General features: G+C 61.9%; 22 protein-coding genes. 6 read left to right on the top strand and 16 right to left on the bottom strand.

Annotation, left to right across the window (positions count from 1 at the left end):
- Positions 1 to 6: 6 nt before the first annotated feature.
- The 13 genes from EN859_RS17285 to hisB form a co-directional block, all read right to left on the bottom strand.
- Positions 7 to 1,593, bottom strand: a complete 1,587-nt coding sequence (locus tag EN859_RS17285; RefSeq protein WP_127854101.1) for a hypothetical protein — start codon at positions 1,591 to 1,593, stop codon at positions 7 to 9.
- Positions 1,594 to 1,701: 108 nt separating this feature from the next.
- Positions 1,702 to 2,094 (bottom strand): GtrA family protein, encoded by a 393-nt coding sequence (locus EN859_RS17280; RefSeq protein WP_127854100.1) that lies wholly within the window; start codon positions 2,092 to 2,094, stop codon positions 1,702 to 1,704.
- A 7-nt stretch (positions 2,095 to 2,101) separates the two neighbouring features.
- A complete protein-coding gene (locus EN859_RS17275) occupies positions 2,102 to 2,872 on the bottom strand; it encodes a class I SAM-dependent methyltransferase (protein WP_127854099.1) in 771 nt (256 codons plus the stop codon).
- The gene (locus EN859_RS17270) at positions 2,872 to 3,879 is read right to left on the bottom strand and encodes a glycosyltransferase family 2 protein (protein ID WP_245525593.1); all 1,008 of its coding nucleotides are present in this window, start codon (positions 3,877 to 3,879) and stop codon (positions 2,872 to 2,874) included. Before EN859_RS17270 ends, EN859_RS17275 begins: the two co-directional genes overlap by 1 nt.
- Before the next feature lie 77 nt (positions 3,880 to 3,956).
- Positions 3,957 to 4,916, bottom strand: coding sequence for a type I pantothenate kinase (coaA, locus tag EN859_RS17265; protein WP_127854098.1), 960 nt, complete (start codon positions 4,914 to 4,916; stop codon positions 3,957 to 3,959).
- Positions 4,917 to 4,940: 24 nt separating this feature from the next.
- A complete protein-coding gene (locus EN859_RS17260; RefSeq protein WP_127854097.1) occupies positions 4,941 to 5,321 on the bottom strand; it encodes a phosphoribosyl-ATP diphosphatase in 381 nt (126 codons plus the stop codon).
- Positions 5,322 to 5,344: 23 nt separating this feature from the next.
- Positions 5,345 to 6,124 (bottom strand): imidazole glycerol phosphate synthase subunit HisF, encoded by a 780-nt coding sequence (gene hisF, locus EN859_RS17255; protein ID WP_189502051.1) that lies wholly within the window; start codon positions 6,122 to 6,124, stop codon positions 5,345 to 5,347.
- On the bottom strand, positions 6,121 to 6,957 hold the full coding sequence (locus EN859_RS17250; RefSeq protein ID WP_127854095.1) for an arginase family protein: 837 nt from the start codon (positions 6,955 to 6,957) through the stop codon (positions 6,121 to 6,123). Before EN859_RS17250 ends, hisF begins: the two co-directional genes overlap by 4 nt.
- Positions 6,954 to 7,703 carry a 1-(5-phosphoribosyl)-5-[(5-phosphoribosylamino)methylideneamino]imidazole-4-carboxamide isomerase gene (hisA, locus tag EN859_RS17245; RefSeq protein ID WP_127854094.1) on the bottom strand — a complete coding sequence of 250 codons (750 nt, stop codon included), beginning with the start codon at positions 7,701 to 7,703 and terminating at the stop codon, positions 6,954 to 6,956. Before hisA ends, EN859_RS17250 begins: the two co-directional genes overlap by 4 nt.
- A 2-nt stretch (positions 7,704 to 7,705) precedes the next feature.
- Positions 7,706 to 7,996, bottom strand: coding sequence for a DUF1330 domain-containing protein (locus tag EN859_RS17240; protein WP_127854093.1), 291 nt, complete (start codon positions 7,994 to 7,996; stop codon positions 7,706 to 7,708).
- A 4-nt stretch (positions 7,997 to 8,000) separates the two neighbouring features.
- Positions 8,001 to 8,651: an imidazole glycerol phosphate synthase subunit HisH gene (gene hisH, locus EN859_RS17235; RefSeq protein ID WP_127854092.1), complete on the bottom strand. Its 651-nt coding sequence runs from the start codon at positions 8,649 to 8,651 to the stop codon at positions 8,001 to 8,003.
- A gap of 1 nt (position 8,652) precedes the next feature.
- Complete coding sequence (locus tag EN859_RS17230) at positions 8,653 to 9,129, bottom strand: DUF2628 domain-containing protein (RefSeq protein ID WP_127854091.1); 477 nt, start codon at positions 9,127 to 9,129, stop codon at positions 8,653 to 8,655.
- Positions 9,130 to 9,133: 4 nt separating this feature from the next.
- Positions 9,134 to 9,733 carry an imidazoleglycerol-phosphate dehydratase HisB gene (gene hisB, locus EN859_RS17225; RefSeq protein ID WP_127854090.1) on the bottom strand — a complete coding sequence of 200 codons (600 nt, stop codon included), beginning with the start codon at positions 9,731 to 9,733 and terminating at the stop codon, positions 9,134 to 9,136.
- Between the two features lie 246 nt (positions 9,734 to 9,979).
- Here hisB and hslV point away from each other — a divergent pair, with 246 nt between their 5' ends.
- The 5 genes from hslV to EN859_RS17200 all read left to right on the top strand — a co-directional run bounded on the left by hslV (position 9,980) and on the right by EN859_RS17200 (position 14,221).
- Positions 9,980 to 10,531, top strand: a complete 552-nt coding sequence (gene hslV / locus EN859_RS17220) for an ATP-dependent protease subunit HslV (RefSeq protein ID WP_127854089.1) — start codon at positions 9,980 to 9,982, stop codon at positions 10,529 to 10,531.
- Positions 10,532 to 10,604: 73 nt separating this feature from the next.
- The gene (locus EN859_RS17215) at positions 10,605 to 11,144 is read left to right on the top strand and encodes a GNAT family N-acetyltransferase (RefSeq protein WP_127854088.1); all 540 of its coding nucleotides are present in this window, start codon (positions 10,605 to 10,607) and stop codon (positions 11,142 to 11,144) included.
- Positions 11,145 to 11,174: 30 nt separating this feature from the next.
- Positions 11,175 to 11,774: a DUF2585 domain-containing protein gene (locus tag EN859_RS17210; protein WP_127854087.1), complete on the top strand. Its 600-nt coding sequence runs from the start codon at positions 11,175 to 11,177 to the stop codon at positions 11,772 to 11,774.
- Between the two features lie 4 nt (positions 11,775 to 11,778).
- Positions 11,779 to 13,092 (top strand): ATP-dependent protease ATPase subunit HslU, encoded by a 1,314-nt coding sequence (gene hslU / locus EN859_RS17205; protein ID WP_127854086.1) that lies wholly within the window; start codon positions 11,779 to 11,781, stop codon positions 13,090 to 13,092.
- 169 nt (positions 13,093 to 13,261) lie between these two features.
- Positions 13,262 to 14,221 (top strand): DUF1402 family protein, encoded by a 960-nt coding sequence (locus EN859_RS17200; RefSeq protein WP_127854085.1) that lies wholly within the window; start codon positions 13,262 to 13,264, stop codon positions 14,219 to 14,221.
- A 17-nt stretch (positions 14,222 to 14,238) separates the two neighbouring features.
- On the opposite strand, the gene EN859_RS17195 is transcribed toward EN859_RS17200, so the two are convergent.
- The 3 genes from EN859_RS17195 to EN859_RS17185 are packed head-to-tail and all read right to left on the bottom strand — an operon-like array spanning position 14,239 to position 16,949.
- Positions 14,239 to 15,474 carry an FAD-dependent oxidoreductase gene (locus EN859_RS17195; RefSeq protein WP_189502049.1) on the bottom strand — a complete coding sequence of 412 codons (1,236 nt, stop codon included), beginning with the start codon at positions 15,472 to 15,474 and terminating at the stop codon, positions 14,239 to 14,241.
- Positions 15,474 to 15,788, bottom strand: a complete 315-nt coding sequence (locus tag EN859_RS17190) for a MocE family 2Fe-2S type ferredoxin (protein ID WP_127854083.1) — start codon at positions 15,786 to 15,788, stop codon at positions 15,474 to 15,476. Before EN859_RS17190 ends, EN859_RS17195 begins: the two co-directional genes overlap by 1 nt.
- A gap of 48 nt (positions 15,789 to 15,836) precedes the next feature.
- The gene (locus EN859_RS17185) at positions 15,837 to 16,949 is read right to left on the bottom strand and encodes a fatty acid desaturase family protein (RefSeq protein ID WP_127854082.1); all 1,113 of its coding nucleotides are present in this window, start codon (positions 16,947 to 16,949) and stop codon (positions 15,837 to 15,839) included.
- 174 nt (positions 16,950 to 17,123) lie between these two features.
- Between EN859_RS17185 and EN859_RS17180 the strand changes: the two genes are divergently transcribed.
- Entirely contained in the window at positions 17,124 to 18,155 is a 1,032-nt protein-coding gene (locus tag EN859_RS17180; protein ID WP_127854081.1) for a LacI family DNA-binding transcriptional regulator, read from the top strand.
- Positions 18,156 to 18,340: the final 185 nt, after the last annotated feature.

Below are 18,340 nucleotides of genomic sequence, written 5' to 3'. Positions count from 1 at the left end.
CGAAAATCAAAGTGCTGCAGCGTCCCTTGCGCGTCCAAAAGGACGCGGGGCGCTAGTCGGTCGAGTGATTTTTTCCGAACCGTTGCGAAGGTAGACACGAATGATCTGATCTTCGGCCAGGGGTCGATAGCCCTTCATGAAATTGGCGAAATCACTTCGCTTCATCACGTGAGGGACCCAGAAGGTATCCGATTTCTGGATCAAAATCAGGTCAGGCTTCGCAGTCTCAAGTTCCCGGAGCTTGCTGTCGAGAAAGCCGCGCTCGAGTGCCTCAAGCCGCGCCGCATCAATCGTGTTGCCCTGCACGCGCTCCTTTTGCGCAAACGCGGCTGCGAAACTGCCAAGCCAGTCGCTGCAGTGGACGGATATCCACCGTCCCTCGATCATCCGAGTAAGCGGATGGCCGCTTTCGATACCCGAGCCAATCAAGCCGATCGTGGGATGATCGACGGCGGCGCGTATGCTTGCAACGAAATCCGGCTCGGGCTTCTGAGTATATCTGAAAGGCAACCAACTTACCGCAAGCACTGCGGCCAGCAGGATCTTCTGGACAATGGTCAATTGCGTCCCAGCGGACGATCGCTCAGTGACGCGGCAAAGCATGGCCGCCAAGACCAGCACAATCGCCGGATAGGCATGATAGGACCAACCCTTCGCCTGGTATATCAAGGGAACAAGGCCGGCGACCGATGCGATGGCCAGGACCACCACCAATGGCGACAGCGCACGACCGGTTCGCAAAAGCAGAAGAGTGATGAACGGTATCAGGTATATTCCGACTATGAAGAACACCGGCGCGTATTGCTTGTGTCGCATGTAGGTGCCCGCGAGTTTCGGATAGATGTCGCGCATGAACTCGGGGTAAAGCCAAAGGGTCGCAATGAGGTAGGTCAGGCAGGCAATGCCGGCGAGCCAGTATTCGATTGCAAACAGGGGCCTGATGCTGCGCTCGCGCCACGCGACATAGAGTGCGGGCGCCAAAATCATGACCGCATAATAAGGTTTCACCAGAACCACGACGCTGCCGGACAGACCGGCCAACGCGGCCAGCCGCCAGTCTGGCTCCGATGATCGGTCGCCCGAAGCACGCCAAGCCATGAGGACCAGGAGCGGCAACAGCAAGGCGACCCCCAAATTCTCGCGTTCGCTGAAGCTGTTTCCCGGAAACAGCACGAGTAAGGCCAAAAACACCGGCAACAGGGTGTAAAGCTCCGAATTCTCGGCAAATCGAGCGCGATGCGCAACGAAGCCGGCAAACCTTAGGGCGAAAACGCACACGGCGTAGCTGTAGCCATGGACCAGGTATTCGGGAGCGATGCCGAGGACATTGGCGAGATACACTGCCGGCAAATACAGCCACACGGTGAAGGGCGGATTGGTCTCGATCAGGTCGACATACAGGCGGTCTCCGCCCAGTATCCGTTCGCAGACCGTGATGATCCAACTCGTGTCGGGAATAACACCCCATCGCGTCTGCCAGAATGGTGCCACTGCCAGAATTACAAAGCACCAAAGCAGAACCATTGCGGCTTGGCGGTGTCGCATCGCAAGAAGCTGGCGACGCGGCGCGACAAGATCGTGCGAGACAGCCATTAGACGGCGTCGTCCCTCAACCGGCAGAGGAGCCCGCACTGGGCGCTCAGCCTGGCGAAACGCAGTGAGAGGGTCACACCCGACAGCGGTCCGTCGATGGATTGCGAGCTAGACACCGCGAAACACCCAACGCCCAAGGACGACGTAATTGACTACCGGCACTGCGATGCAGGTGAGCAGGATAGGGATCGAGGCAGGGATGCCGAGCACTTGCGTGAGCAGTCCGGGCAAAACGATCGCAACCACCAGCCCGGAGGCGGTGAGCAGGACAAAGCGGGGCAGTTCCATTGCGTGGTTGCCGTCCGACATGAAGGTGAAATACTTGTGCCCAGTATAGGAAAACAGCGCGGCGACTGCGTACGCGGCAACCGAAGCCAGTGTCGCTGGCAAGAGTGCTCCCTGGCCACGCGACAGGAAGAACGCGAAGGTCGCGTAGATCAGCGTCGAACCTATGCCGATAAGCGCAAAGCGCGATATGCGGTGTGTCGAAAGCCTCCGCATGCCCTGGTCAAGCCGCCAGCCTGCTTGAAACCGCAGCCTTGTTCTCGACGGCGTCGTTGCGGAACACCGCCAGCAGCGAAACACCAAACGGCAGGGTCGCGTTGGGCACGATACGGCCCTCGGCCGAAAATATCGCCTTCATCGCCGCGTTGACCGGCTTCGGCGGCGTCGCCTGACCCGATGGCCGCGCCGGCTTGCGCACCCTGTCCACCAGCCGGGCCAGCGCCGCAACAGGAAAAAGCGCGGCATTCGTGTAGCTCAGCAGGTCGATCGCGAAACCGGCCTTTTCAATTCGCTGGCGCAGCAGATTGCGGGAATAGCGCCGCATGTGATGCAGCCCCACATCATGGGTGCTCCACAGCCATTGGTGTGCAGGCACCGTAAGGATGACCTGGCCACCTGGTTTCAGCATTTGGCGGATCGCGGTCAGCGAAGCTTCGTCCTCGGCGACATGTTCCAGCACGTCGAACAGGCAAATGAGGTCGCAGCTCCGCGGCGCGACAGGAATGTTGTCCGGCAGATGTCCCGCAAGAAGGTCGCGGCCGATCTTTTCCCCGGCGATCTCGCGCGCGAGATCACTCATTTCCACCGCCGTCACCGCGCCGAACTGCTCCAGCATCCGGATGTTGCCGCCCGTGCCGGCGCCGATCTCGACGATGTGCGCCCCTTCGGGCAGGTCGAGGCTGCGAATGACCGCCTCCGCGATGGCGCGCCGCCCGCAGAACCACCAATGTTCGTCCTCGGTCGCGGCCATGTTTCGATAGGCGTCGAGTTCCATCAGTCAGTGCCCCCGAATGTGCGCCGCACGATGTAGATCGGGCGCTGCTTGATCTCGGCGTAGACCCTGCCGAGATACTGTCCGATGATGCCGATGCCGAGCAGCTGGATGCCACCGAGGAAAAGGACGCTGACCAGCAGCGAGGCATAGCCAGGAACGTCGATGCCGAAGAACATCGTCTTGGCGACGATCAGCAGGCCGTAGAGGAACGATAGGGCGGAGATCGTCGCGCCGACATAGGTCCAGATTTCAAGCGGAGCGGTGGAGAAGCTGGTGATGCCTTCGAGCGCGAAGTTCCACAGCCTCCAGCCGGAGAATTTCGACTGGCCGGCGATGCGCTGATCGCGGACGTATTCGACGGTCGCAGTGCGGAACCCTACCCAGGCGAACAGGCCCTTCATGAAACGGCGGCGTTCGGGCAAGGAATGCAGCGCTTCGATGACCTGACGATCGATCAGCCTGAAGTCACCGACATCGTGCGGGATCTTCTGTTGTGCGATCCAGTTGTGGACGCGGTAGAACATCGATGCGGAGCGCTGCTTGAAAAAACTGTCGCTCGACCGATTGACTCGCTTGGCGAGGACGACCTCGAAACCTTCGCGCCATTTTTCGACGAGAAGCGGAATGACATGCGGCGGATCCTGCAGATCGACGTCCATGGGGATAGCCGCATCGGCATCGCAGCTGTCCAGACCTGCGGTCAGCGCGGCTTCCTTGCCGAAATTGCGTGAAAGGTCGATCACCCGAATACGCGGATCGGCCCGCTGCGCTTCGATCAGCCGTTCGAGTGTCGTGTCGCTGCTGCCGTCATTGACGAAGATGAACTCGAAGGCGACGCCGATTTCCTTCAGTGGCTCGATGCTTTCGCACACAGCCTTCAGAAACGGGGCGATCGCCCCTTCCTCATTGTGCACCGGCACGATCAGCGCAATCGCTGCTGTGCCGCTCCCCAAATGTGCGACGCGGCCAGCTGCCGGTCGATCAATATGAAGGAATGGCGCGTTCATTGTTTGCCTGAGCCCATAGATCAGGCTCGACAATAGAAAAGCTGGGTTAAGATGACTTTAAGGAATGCCTTGGAATTTCACAGTTTCCTGAGCGCCACTTCTTCGACCAGATGATTGGTGCCCTTGCGCAGGATGAGATCGGCGCGGGCTCGCGTCGGCAGGATGTTTTCGCGCAAATTCTTCAGATTGATGTTGGCCCAAAGTCCTTCGGCGATGGCGCGCGCCGCATCTTCGGAAAGTTGCGAATAGCGGTGGAAGAAGGAGTCTGGGTTGCGGAAGGCGGTTTCGCGCAGCCGCATGAAGCGGGCGATGTACCAATTATGGATCAGTTCCTCCTCGGCATCGATATAGATGGCGAAATCGAAGAAGTCCGACAGGAAAGGCACGATCTTGCCGTCCTTCGGCAGCTTGCCCGGCTGCAGCACGTTGATGCCTTCGAAGATCAGGATGTCCGGCCTGTCGATGGTCTGGAACTCACCGGGGATGACATCGTAGGTCAGGTGCGAATAGACAGGCGCGCGGACATTGCGCTGCGCCGATTTGATACCCGACAGGAAACGCAGCAGCGCGCCGACGTCGTAGCTGTCGGGAAAGCCCTTGCGCTCCATCAGGTTGTTGCGGCGCAGGATTTCGTTAGGCAGCAGGAAACCATCGGTGGTGACGAGATCGACCTTGGGGCTCGATGGCCAGCGCGCCAGTAATTCCTTGAGCACGCGCGCCGTGGTCGATTTGCCGACTGCGACGGAACCGGCAATGCCGATGATGAAGGGCGTCTTGACCACATCCTGCGCGTTGAAGAAAGCCTGGCGCTGCCTGAACAGCAGCTGGCTCGCTTCGACATGTGCGGACAACAGTCGCGACAGCGAAAGATAGATGCGCTTGACCTCTTGCAGGTCGACCGGGTCGTTGAGCGAACGCAGGCGACGGATCTCGTCCTCGCTGAGCGTCAGCGGCGTATCCGCGCGAAACTGCGACCATTGCTCTGCCGAGAAAAACCGATAAGGCGAATATTTCTCGGTAGGAGCGAGCTGGTCCATCGAGTTTCCTGCCCTCCGCAGTGATCAGCCCCGGTCTTGCCGAGTTGCCTTGTCTTGCCGGGCTAACTTGTCTTCCCGGTCTAATTTATCTTGCCGAGTCGCCTTTTCGGCGATGCCCGAACGCCCGGTGCGGCCTTCGAGCTCCTTGAGCACGTCGCTCAGCGAAACCTCCGCAATGCCGAGGACGACGAGCCAATGATATATGAGATCGGCGCTTTCCGAAACGAGGGCCTGCTTGTCGCTACGGACGGCAGCGATCACCGTTTCGACCGCCTCTTCGCCAAGCTTTTGTGCCGCCTTGTCCATGCCGCGCGCGAACAGCTTTGCCGTCCACGAGTCCGGGTCGCCGGACCGCGCGCGTTCCCGAATGATCTTCTCCAGATCGGAAAACGAAAACTCAGCCATGGCGCCGTTTAAGTCCGATCACCTTATGAGTCCAGCCGCATCGGCAACCCGGCCCGCGCCATATGCGCCTTGGCTTCGGCGATCGTGTAGGTGCCGAAATGGAAGATCGATGCCGCCAGCACCGCGCCGGCATGGCCGTCGCGAATGCCCTCGACCAAGTGGTCGAGCGTGCCGACGCCGCCGGAGGCGATTACCGGCGCGCGCACCGCGTCGGCAACCGCGCGGGTCAGCGCAATGTCGTAGCCGGCCTTGGTGCCGTCGCGGTCCATCGACGTCAAAAGGATCTCGCCGGCGCCGAGATCGACCATCCTGCGTGCGAACTCGACCGCATCGATGCCGGTCTTTTCGCGGCCGCCATGGGTGAATATCTCCCAGCGGTCGGCCTCGCCCGCAGCAGACACCTTCTTGGCGTCGATGGCGACGACGATGCACTGGTTGCCGAACTTGTCGGCCGCTTCCGCGACAAAATCCGGGTTCTTCACCGCCGCCGTGTTGATCGACACCTTGTCGGCGCCGGCCAGCAGCAGCTTCCTGATGTCGGCGACCTGGCGCACGCCGCCGCCAACGGTCAGTGGCATGAAACATTGTTCGGCGGTGCGGGCAACGACATCGAAGATGGTTTCGCGATTGTCCGACGAAGCCGTGATGTCGAGAAAGCAAAGCTCGTCTGCGCCGGCCGCGTCGTAGGCCTTTGCCGCCTCAACCGGATCGCCGGCATCGACCAGGTCGACGAAATTGACGCCCTTGACGACACGGCCGTTCTTGACGTCGAGGCAGGGGATGACGCGGGCCTTCAGCATCAGATCCTCTCAAACGCCGCAAGAAAATCGACAAGCAATTCCCCGACCACAGGCGGAACCTCGGCTTGGGGATCGAATGCCGGGTCGTAGGCGGAAAGGGTCACGCCGACGATCGGGATCGACCTGGCCAGCCCGCAAGCCAGCTGCCGCAGTTCATCCGGGTTTGGGCCGCCTGGCTGCGCATAGCGGTTTACCTGCAGCACCTCCGGATCGTGGACGTCCAGGTCCAGGTGCAAGTGTGTCCGAGCAGCACCTGCCGCCTTCAGCTTTCCGACCTTGTCGAGCGCATCGGCGCATTGAGCCCGAACGATCGGCAATGTTTCCAGCAGGTGCTTTTCGACGGGGTCGAGATCGCGCGCATCGACCAGCATGCACCGGGTCGGGTCTATCGCCTGGAAGCCGGCAATAGCTGACGTCATCGGGCGCCAGCAGAGCCCCAGCGTCGTCGCCAGCGCCATGCCGTCGAGAAAGCCATAGGCGGATGTTTCGGGCGTGTTGAGATCGCCATGCTGATCGATCCAGATAATCGAATCCGCTGTATCGCCGGCCACAGCGCCGGCGGCGGTCAGGCAATTTCCGGCAAGAACAATGGGGAATCGTCCATTGTCGCAGGCAAGGCGGACGTTCTTCGCAACGGCGTTGCAGACAGCGAAGCCCGTGGCGATTTCGCGCTCCTGCTCGTCGCCCACCTTGCCGATGTCCTCGACTGCAACGTCGTGTCCGGCCAAGTTCAGGGCTTCGACCAGCCCGCCGGCAATCAGCACATCGGGCCCCTGGCCGCAGCCGCCGTGGAAGTGGCCGCTGTCATAGGAGGCCAAGATGATCGAGACCTTCACGATCGCGCCTCCGCCGTGGGTTTGCCCCGCAGGATTGCCAGCGCCTCGGCCGGGTCGATGCGCCCATCATAAAGCGCGCGGCCTGAAATCGCACCTTCGAGTTTCTGCGCATCCGGCATGGTCATGCGCACGATGTCGGCGATCGAGGCGAGTCCGCCCGAGGCGATGACCGGGATCGACACCGCTTCGGCGAGACTGATGGTGGCATCCCAGTTGATGCCGGTCAGCACACCGTCGCGGTCTATGTCGGTATAGATGATGGCAGCGACGCCGGCGCCCTCGAACTTCCTGGCTAGTTCGATGACGCCGAGGCTGGAGGCCTCGGCCCAGCCCTCGACCGCCACCTTGCCGCCTTTGGCGTCGATGCCGACGGCGACTTTTCCGGGAAATGCCTTGCAAGCCTGCCTGACCAGGTCCGGATCGCGCACCGCCACCGTGCCGAGGATGACGCGGGCCAGTCCGCGGTCGAGCCAGTCCTCGATCTGCGCCAGGGTGCGGATGCCGCCGCCAAGCTGAACCGGGTTCCTGGTCGCCTTGAGGATGGTGCCGACCGCCGCGCTGTTGACGCTCTGGCCCTTGAAGGCGCCGTTGAGGTCGACGACATGCAGCCACTTGAAGCCCTGTTGCTCGAAGGTCCTGGCTTGCGCGGCCGGGTCGTCATTGTAGATCGTCGCGGTGGCCATGTCGCCGTGCTTAAGGCGCACGCACTTGCCGTCCTTGAGGTCTATGGCCGGAAACAGGATCATCGTCAGGCGCCCTCGACGATGACGAAGTGGCCGGTCGAGGCGGCAAGCCGGTACTTCGAGGCAGCCTGATACTCGGCCGACTCGTAGCAAGCTATCGCCGTGTCGTAGGATTCGAACTCGACCAGGACATGGCGATTGCCCGTCGGCCCTTCCGGGTTCGCGTGGCGTCCGGCCCGCACGACAAATCTTGCGCCGTATTTAGCGAAAGCCACTGCGTTCGCCTCGATATATTGCTTGTAGACCTCAGGGTCGCGGACATCGACCATCGCCATCCAGTAGCCCTTCTTGCTCATGATTCTAGGGCCTCCACTGCAGGAAATTGGTGATCAAAGCCAGGCCAAGCGCCTGGCTCTTTTCGGGATGAAACTGCGTGCCGGCAAGGTTGTCGCGTGTGACAGCGGCCGTCACCGGGCCGCCATAGTCGGCAATCGCCAGCATCTCATCCGGCTTCTGCGCATCGAGATGGTAGGAATGGACGAAATAGGCGTGCAGTCCGCGAGCGCCGGTCGGGATGCCGGAAAACAGCGGATGCTTGCGCGTGAGCTCGATCGTGTTCCAGCCGATCTGCGGGATCTTCAACGCCGGATCGGCCGGCATGATCTCCTTGACGTCGCCGGCGATCCAGCCAAAGCCTTTTGTAACAGTCTTTTCCAGCCCGCGTTCCGACATCAGCTGCATGCCGACGCAGATGCCGAGGAACGGCCGTCCCTTGACGATCGCCACCTCCTCCACCGCATTCCACATGCCGGCAACGGCATGCAGCCCCGCCGCGCAATCGGCATAGGCACCAACGCCGGGCAGAACGATGCGGTCCGCGGTGCGGACCCGTTCCGCGTCGGCGGTGAGTTCGATCGCGGCGGCGATGCCGGCTTCGTGCGCGGCGCGCTCGAACGCCTTGGTGGCCGAGCGCAGGTTGCCCGAACCGTAGTCGATGATCGCGACCCGCATCTCAGGGTTTTCCCGGAATGTGGTTCAGCCCTAGCGCGATGCCCATCTGCGCCGGCCGGGCATGGGCAGCATCCGGGACGATGCGTGGCACCGGCGCTTCGTCATCCGCGTCCGCATCGGCCTCCAACGCATAGCGTATGTCGGCGTCGTCAAGCCTGTCGGCCTCGACGACACCCCATTCATGCCAGCCGCGGCGGCGAAGCGCGGCAATCCGCATGCCCTGGCCTTCCAGCCCGACATAGAGCGATACCAGCAGCGACAGCAGCGAGCCGGCCAATGCGAGGCCCAGGCGTTCGCCAAGCAAGGAAAGAACGGCCATGGCGACAAAGGCCAGTGCGGCCTCGATCCACAGGCGATGCCAAAGTAGCCACAGCGGCGGCACCAGGAAGCCGAGCCATGAAAAGCCGTCGCGGACAAAGGTCGTTGCATCAGGCTTTTCTGTGCGGCCCGGCGGCTCCATCACGACATAGATGGCCATCAGGCTACCCTTTCAGAGATCCCTTGGTGGAGGGAACCGCGTCCGGCTGGCGCGGGTCGCGCTCGAGTGCCGCGCGCAGCGCACGCGCCACGGCCTTGAAGCAGGTCTCGGCGATATGGTGGTTGTTGGCGCCGTAGTGGTTGGTCACGTGCAGCGTGATACCGGCATTCTGCGACAAGGCCTGGAAGAATTCGCGCACCAGCTCGGTGTCGAACGTGCCGATCTTCGGCGACGAGAACGAGACATTCCACACCAGGAATGGACGCCCGGAGACGTCGATCGCCGCCCGCGTCAGCGTCTCGTCCATCGCCAGGTCGATCGAGGCGTAGCGCATGATGCCGCGCCGCTCGCCCAGCGCCTTGGTCAGCGCCTGGCCGAGTGCAATGCCAGTGTCTTCGACCGTGTGGTGGTCGTCTATGTGCAGGTCGCCCTTGGCCTTGACCGTCATGTCGATCAGCGAATGGCGCGACAACTGGTCCAGCATATGGTCGAAGAAGCCGATGCGCGTCGAAATGTCTGACTTGCCCGAGCCGTCGACATGAACCGATACGGAGATATCGGTTTCCTTCGTCTTGCGGCTTGCTTCGGCGGAACGGGGCGGCATGACCTTGTCCTTGTCGCAGAATTCACTGCTTGAAGAGTTTACAGCGAGGGCTCCAAGCGTTCACAGCTTGAAAACGGAAGCCTTCTAGCAGCATGGTCCGGCGATTGCCAGTTGCCATGCAGCGTGGCGTCGAGGCTTGCCAGTGGCCGTTTGCAATCGCTGGGCCTATGCATACATATGGGCCGATCAAATCACTCGTAACGCGCCAAAATCGCCTTTTTGGGATAGCGCGCATCGGAGCAGGAAATGTCGAACGAACTGACCATGCACGCCACGACCATCGTGATGGTGCGTAAGGGCGGCAAAGTGGTGATCGCCGGTGACGGCCAGGTCAGCTTCGGGCAGACCATCATGAAGGGCAACGCCAAGAAAGTGCGCCGCATCGGTAAGAGCGGCAATGTCATTGCCGGCTTTGCCGGCGCCACCGCCGATGCCTTCACCCTTCTGGAGCGGCTCGAAGCCAAGCTCGAACAATATCCGGAACAATTGACCCGGGCTTGCGTCGAACTTGCCAAGGACTGGCGCACCGACCGCTACCTGCGCCGGCTGGAAGCAATGATGCTGGTTGCCGACAAAACGGTTTCGCTGGCGCTGACCGGCACCGGCGACGTGCTCGAACCCGAACACGGCGTCGTGGCCATCGGTTCGGGCGGCAACTACGCGCTGGCCGCGGCGCGCGCCCTGATCGACACCGACAAGGATGCCGAGGAGATCGCCCGCAAGGCGATGCAGATTGCGTCCGAGATTTGCGTCTACACCAATAACAACTTCATCATCGAAACGCTCGATGCCGCCTGAGCGAGCTCCAGACCATGATCCCGAACCGAAGGTCACCGCAGCAAAAAGTGGAAACCGGTTTTCGGAAAAGATCATGGTCAAACAAGAAGATAGAGCCCCATCCCGACTCGGTCGGGATGGATCAGGCTCTAGGTACGATTTTCGGCCGGTGACCGAGAACGACCTGCCGATGATCGCTGCGTGGCTCGCCGAGCCGCATGTCGCCGAATGGTGGGATGATCCCGAGACCGAGATCGCGCAGATTCGCGAGCACATCGACAGCATTTCGGTCGAGCCGCTGATCGTCGAACTCGACGGCGAGGCGATCGGCTATTTGCAGAGCTACGATCCGCATCTGGAGGACAGCCATCCTTATAGCGACCAGCCGTTCGGCACGCTCGGCATCGATCTGTCGATCGGCAGGCCCGAGCTTATCGGATGTGGCCACGGCTCGGCCATTGTCAGGCAGTTTGTCGAACAGCTTTTCGAGGAAGGCGCGCCGCACGTCATCATCGACCCGGATCCATCCAACGGGCGGGCCATCCGGGCCTATGAAAAGGCCGGCTTCCGGGCTATCGGTCGCAGGCAATCGGAATATGGCGACGTCGTGCTGATGGCGATCGACGCGCCATAGGGCAATAGCAGCAAGAGGGGCAATAGCAGCATGAGCACACCCGCCGCCGGCAAGGCCGTCTCGGCCTATGAAGACTCTTGGCGGATGGGGCTTCTGCTCGTCCTCGGCCTGGTCATTTTCCAGGCCGCGGCCCTCTACGGCATGGGTCGAACGCCGATCTGCACCTGCGGCTATGTCAAGCTCTGGCACGGCGTGGTGCAAAGCTCGGAGAACTCCCAGCATATTTCCGACTGGTACACGTTCTCGCACATCATCCACGGCTTCCTGTTCTATGCGCTGGCGAGATTGCTGTTCCCGCGTTCGCCGATCGGGCTGCGGCTGGCATTTGCCGTTCTCGTCGAGGGCGGATGGGAACTGCTCGAGAACAGTCCTTTCATCATCGACCGTTATCGCGCCGGCACCATTTCGCTGGATTATTACGGCGACAGCATCGTCAATTCGGTGTCGGATACTCTGGCCATGGTGCTGGGATTTGTCATGGCGCGAAGGCTTCCTATATGGGTGATCGTGACCCTTGCCCTCATCTTCGAATTTGGTGTCGGCTATCTCATCCGGGACAATTTGACGCTCAATGTAATCATGCTGCTGCATCCGTTCGAAGCCGTTCGGCAGTGGCAAAGTGGAATTTAGTGATATGACCACCTTCTCTCCCCGCGAAATCGTTTCGGAACTCGACCGTTTCATCATCGGCCAGAAGGACGCCAAGCGCGCCGTGGCCATCGCCTTACGCAACCGCTGGCGCCGCCAGCAGCTCGAAGGCCAGATGCGCGAAGAGGTGATGCCGAAGAACATCCTGATGATCGGGCCGACGGGCGTCGGCAAGACCGAGATTTCGCGCCGCCTGGCACGCCTCGCCGGCGCGCCCTTCGTCAAGGTCGAGGCCACCAAGTTCACCGAGGTGGGCTATGTCGGCCGCGATGTCGAGCAGATCATCCGCGACCTGGTCGAGATCGCCATCGGGCTGGTGCGTGAGAAGATGCGTGAGGACGTCAAGGCGCGTGCCCACATCAACGCCGAGGAGCGGGTGCTGGAGGCGCTGGTCGGCAAGACGGCGAGCCCGGCCACCCGCGACAGTTTCCGCAGGAAGCTGCGTGACGGCGAGCTCGACGACAAGGAGATCGAGATCGAAGTGGCCGACACCGGCACTGGCGGCATGCCCGGCTTCGAGATTCCCGGCATGCCGGGCGGCAATATCGGCGTGCTCAACATCAACGACATGCTGTCCAAGGCAATGGGCGGCCAGAGGACCAAGGCGCGCAAGACGACGGTGAAGGAGTCCTACACGCTGCTGGTCAACGACGAGTCCGACAAGCTGCTCGACCAGGACGAGGTGGTGCGCAGGGCGCTCGAATCGAGCGAAAACGACGGCATCGTCTTCCTCGACGAGATCGACAAGATCGCCTCGCGAGAAGGCGGCATGGGCGCCGGTGTTTCCCGCGAGGGCGTACAGCGCGACCTGCTGCCGCTGGTCGAGGGCACCACGGTTGCGACGAAATATGGACCGGTGAAGACCGATCACATCCTGTTCATCGCATCGGGTGCGTTCCACGTTGCCAAGCCGTCGGACCTGTTGCCGGAGCTGCAGGGCCGCCTGCCGATCCGCGTCGAGCTGCGGGCGCTGGAGAAGGACGATTTCGTCCGCATCCTCACCGAGACCGAGGCCAGCCTGATCAAGCAGTATATCGCGCTGATGAAGACCGAGGGCGTCGACCTCACCTTTACCGACGACGCCATCGATTCGCTTGCCGGTATCGCCGTCGATCTCAACGCCAGCGTCGAGAACATCGGCGCCAGGCGGCTGCAGACGGTGATGGAGCGGGTGCTGGACGATATCTCCTTCGACGCACCGGACCGCAACGGCACGTCGGTCACCATCGACGCCGCCTATGTACAAAAGCATGTCGGCGACCTCTCCAGGAACACGGATTTGTCGCGGTTTATCCTGTAGAAGACGGCGGGCAATTCCGGCTCGAAAATTTTGCAATGGGCGGTATTTTGCAATGTGTGGCCAAATGGAAGCATCTGGCCACCTTTTATCGTGCTGGGCAAAGCGGCTCTCGACTCCCCCTATAGCTTTACCTAGTTTGCCCGGCGACTATCACAGGCAGCAGCGGCGCATGAAAAAACTGATCCTCCTCATTCTCGGGCTGGCGCTGGCGACAGCCATGTTCTCAGCCGAGGCGGCGACATTGGTGCCGCCGGGAAACCGCAATGCCGAGCAGCCCGACATACCGGGCGCCTCGAGCCGACGCACCCAGGCCACCAACACCACCTTCCAGGCGAAATACCGCAAGGTCTATGCACTGCTCAGGAACGACGCCGATCTTCGCGACAAGATCAAAGAGGCAGCCGCGGCCTATGGCATTGATCCTATGCATATCGTCGGCGCCATCGTCGGCGAACACACCTACAATGTCGATGCCTACGACCGGCTGCAGACCTACTACGTCAAGGCGATCTCCTATCTGTCGAGCAGGCTCTCCTTCACCTATGACGGCGAGGACGTCAGCGATTTCGTGCAACGGCCGGAATTTGCCAGATGTGCCGGCAAATCGGGCAGCTACGACCTGTGGGAGTGCCGCGAGCAGGTGTGGAACCGGTCGTTCCGCGGCAAGACCGTTGGCGGCGAGAGCTTTCCCAATGACCGCTTCGGCGCCACTTTCTTCCAGCCCTATTATGCCGGCCAGACGTTCGGACTCGGCCAGCTCAATCCGCTGACCGCATTGCAGATGAGCGATCTCGTGCACAAGGTTTCGGGCCTGCCGGAGCTCGACGTCAGCGACCCGAACGCGGTCTACAAGACCATCATGGATCCGGACCTGACGCTGCCCTATGTCGCGGCGACGATCCGCAAATCGATCGACGCCTACAGGAGCATTGCCGGCTTCGACATCTCCGCCAATCCCGGCATCACATCGACGCTCTACAACACAGGCAATCCCGAACAGCGCGCTTACGCGCTGAAGGTCGAGAACGACAGGCGCCGCGCGGCGGGCGAGTCCGAAAAACTGCCCGCGGAAAATTACTACGGCTGGCTGGTCAACGACAAATTGCCGGAACTCAAGGCGCTGTTTTAAATCACGGGGAACGCGGTTCACGCCGCCAGCAGCGACTTCAGCTTGACCATCTGCGAGCCGAGCGCTTCCGGCGCCGGCTTCGCTCGCTTGGCGACCAGCATCTCCGCCAGCCTTACGTCGCGGGCGACCGCATTGCCGGGGCCGATGCCGCTCGCCGCGACCAGCCTGCCGTCATCGGCCAGGTGGAACAGGATGAAGGCGCCGTCGTCGAGGTCACGGCGCACAATGCTGCGGCCCTCATCCGAAAGCCCTGATATCTGCAAAGTCAGGCCGTATTGATCAGACCAGAACCACGGCACCGCCGCATGGCTTTCGCCGGCGCCGAGCATGTTCTTCGCCGCAAGTGGGCCCTGTTCCTGGGCGTTGCGCCAGGCTTCCAGCCGCACGCGCCGGCCGCCATAGACGGCAAGCGGGAACGAGCAGCAGTCACCGGCGGCAAAGATATCCGGGTCGCTGGTGCGAAGTTCGTCATCGACAGCGATGCCATTGTCGATCGCCAGCCCCGCCTCGGCGGCAAGTCCGGTCACCGGCACGGCGCCAATGCCGATCACCACCAGGTCGGCGACGATGTCCTGCCCGCCGGCAAGCGTAATGCGCACCTCGGCGTCTTCGTCCGCAACCGCGGCAATGCCCTCGCCGCAGAGGATTTTCACGCCTTCGGCTTCATGCGCTGCGTGGATCACCTGAGCGATCTCGGCCGGCACGCCGCGCATCAGGATACGCGGCTGCGCCTCGATGACGGTGACCGCCGCGCCCAGTTTGCGCGCCGCGGCGGCAAGCTCGAGGCCGATGAAGCCGCCGCCGACGATGGCGATGCGGTTTCCAGCGCTGAGATGGGCGCGAATGGCCAGCGCGTCGTTGAAGGTTCTGAGATACACGCAGCGCGCGCCAAGACCAGGCATCGGCAGCTTGCGCGGCGTCGAACCGGTTGCCAACAGCAGCTTGTCGTAGGGCAGAGCAGACCCGTCCGACAGCCGCACCACATGCGCGGCACGGTCGATCGCGACAGCCTGAACCGAGTGGATATGCCGGATCGATCTCCCAGCCAGCATCTCGTCGCTGGCGATCGCCTTGATCTCGGGCGCATCGCTGACCATCGCGTCTTTCGACAGCGGCGGCCGCTCGTAGGGCAGATGCGGTTCGTCGCCGACCAGCGTCACCGGGCCGTCGAAGCCGAGATCGCGTAACGCAAGTGCAGCCCGCCCGCCGCATTCGCCGGCGCCAATGATGACCATCCCCCTCTGCACGGCCATCACCCGAGTTGGATCAGGACTTTGCCGGCGTCGACCTTGACCGGGTAGGTCTTCAGATTGACGCAGGCTGGCGCGCCCTTGGCCGCTCCGGTCTTGTAGTTGAAGCGGCCATTGTGTTTCGGGCATTCGATGATGTCGTCCATGACAAACCCGTCGGCCAGATGCACCTTTTCGTGCGTGCACAGGCCCTCCGTCGCAAAATACTCGTCGTCGGGGCTGCGATAGATGGCGAAGCTGCGGCCGCCATGGTCGAACCGCATCACGTCCTCTTCGTCGATATCCCCGGCGTCACAGGCCTCGACCCAGTCGCTCATCGGTCCTCCCGGCAAATCTATTGGTTTCGTCAACATGCCCGGCGCACGTCATTCCGCTGCTGCCACCGCGGCCGCAGCATTAGCGTTGTGGAAGTCCTCGCGGTAGGGCTTCGCCGTCGGCGGCAGCTCGCGCTTGAGAAAATAGTTTTCATTGCGCAGCTGGCGCAGGAAGACCGGCACCATCTCGCGATAACCGGCCCAGATCGACGGCGTCGGCGCCGGCAGGTCGTGCTTGATCATCTCGTGCAGCCTGGGCAGAGCGTGATAGGGCACCATCGGGAACATGTGGTGCTCGACATGGTAGTTCATGTTCCAGTAGAGGAACCGGCTGATCGGGTTCATGTAGACGGTGCGGCTGTTGAGGCGATGGTCGGTGACGTTTTCGGCCAAGCCGCCATGCTGCAGCAGGCCGGTCATGACATGATGCCAGGCCCCGTAGAGCCTGGGCAGCCCGACCAGCATCAAGGGCAGGAACGAACCCGAATAGAGCGCCAGCGCGACTGTCGCGGCGTAGATCGCCGCCCAGATGCGGGCAACGCGGATCGCCCTCGGCTGCTCCTGCTCGGGAATGAAGGTCTTTTCCGCCGGGCTGATGATGCCGGCCGCATTGCGCACCATATCGCTCATGGCATGCCAGGCATCGACAATGCCGAAGAAGTTGAGCACGACACGCAGCAGATCCGGCGGGCGCATCACTGCGATCTCCGGATCGCGGCCGACGATGATGGTGTCGGTGTGGTGCCGCGTATGGCTCCAGCGCCAGGTCACCGGGTTGCGCATGATCATGAAGCAGGCGATCTGATAGATCACGCCATTCATCCACTGCGTCCGGAAAGCGGTGCCGTGGCCGCATTCGTGCCAGCGTGAATCGGTCGAGGAGCCATAGAGAACGCCATAGGCGAAGAAGAACGGCACGCACCACCACGTACCCCAGAACCAGGCGGCGCCGGCGCCGCTCAGGATCAGGGCGCTGAGCCAGATGATGGTGTCGCGGATGGCCGGGCCGTCGGAGCGCTGCATAAGCGCCTTCATCTGCTTGCGCGGAATGTCGGTGTGGTACCACTCGGCCGCCGCCAGCCCATTCTCGACGGCGAGCTTCGCGTCGCGGCCGATCAGGCTGTAGTCACGCCGGGATGGCAATGCGTCGACCGTCGCCGTCATTGAAGTTTCCTCCATCTGCGCCTCGCGATCGGCCCGCGAACGGAAGCTCGGGCATGATGGCTGCGCCGGAATTTAAAATAGCCCGAAGCTATGATAGTCTCAATATCACAAAGATAGTTTCTATCATTTCATATCAGAATGAGGTAATCTGAGTCGGCAAGCAAGGGAGCATTTATGTCAAAGCGACCGACCATAACCGATTTGGCGCGTGTCTCCGGCGTCAGCGTCGCCACCGTCGACCGGGTGCTGAACAACCGCCTGCCGGTGCGGGAGGAGACGGCGCGCCGAGTCTACGAGGCCGCCACCGACATCGGCTATCACGCGGCCGGGCTGATAAAGCAGCGCATGCGCCAGGAATTACCTGAATATCGCCTCGGCTTTCTACTCCTGAGGGGCAATGATGTTTTCTACGGCGATTTCGCGCGGGAGCTCGAATTGGCGGTGTGGCAATCGCAGCGTTTCCGCGGCGTCGCCACCATCGACTACGCCAGTTCGCTGGCGCCCGACGAGATCGCCGCCCAGATGCGCAAGCTGGCGGCGAAATCAAGGGCCATCGCCGTCGTCGGCCCGGACCATCCAACGCTGACGGCGGCCGTGGAGGCGCTAAAGGCGAGAGGGCAACCGGTGTTCTCGCTGCTGTCCGACTTTGCCGCCGGCATCCGGGAGGGCTATGTCGGCCTCGACAACCGCAAGGTCGGACGCACCGCGGCCTGGATGATCGCCAAGGCGGCGAGGAAGCCCGGCAAGGTCGCCCTTTTCGTCGGCAGCCATCGCTTCCATGGCCATGAACTGCGCGAGATCGGTTTCCGCTCATATTTTCGAGAGCACGCGCCGGAATTCACGGTGATGGAAACACTGGTCAACCTCGAAGCCAACCAGGTGACCCATGATGCGATGATCAATCTTTTGGCTCGCGATCCGGATCTTGCCGGCTGCTATGTCGCGGGCGGCGGCATGGAAGGCGCGGTCTCGGCGCTCAGGGCAGCGAGGCCCGCGAACATGCCGGTGGTCGTCTGCAACGAGATCAACGCCGAATCGCGCGCTGCGCTCGCCGACAACATCCTCACCATGGTGATTTCTACGCCGCTGCCGGCACTCTGCCGCGAGCTTGTCGGACTGATGGCGCATGCCATCGAGACGGGCGCCGCCAATGCACCGGGCCAGACTTTCCTGCCGTTCGACATCTATCTGCCGGAAAATATCTGAACCTACGGCATAGCGCCCGACAGGGCGAAGCCATCGGAATGATGTGATCCATCACCCTGATGGATTATTGCAAGCACTTGGCGCGAAAATCCGGCACGTTCATTTCCGAATCGCCCTTGACGCCCTTGCGTGAAATGGAATAAATATTTCACCAACTAGGCATTTTGGTTCTTTCGTTCCGGAAC

This window comes from Mesorhizobium sp. M00.F.Ca.ET.216.01.1.1, assembly GCF_004010325.2.
Classification (GTDB): domain Bacteria; phylum Pseudomonadota; class Alphaproteobacteria; order Rhizobiales; family Rhizobiaceae; genus Mesorhizobium.
The sequence above is the reverse complement of the archived record's forward strand: the minus strand, read 5'-3'. Positions and strand labels throughout refer to the sequence as shown.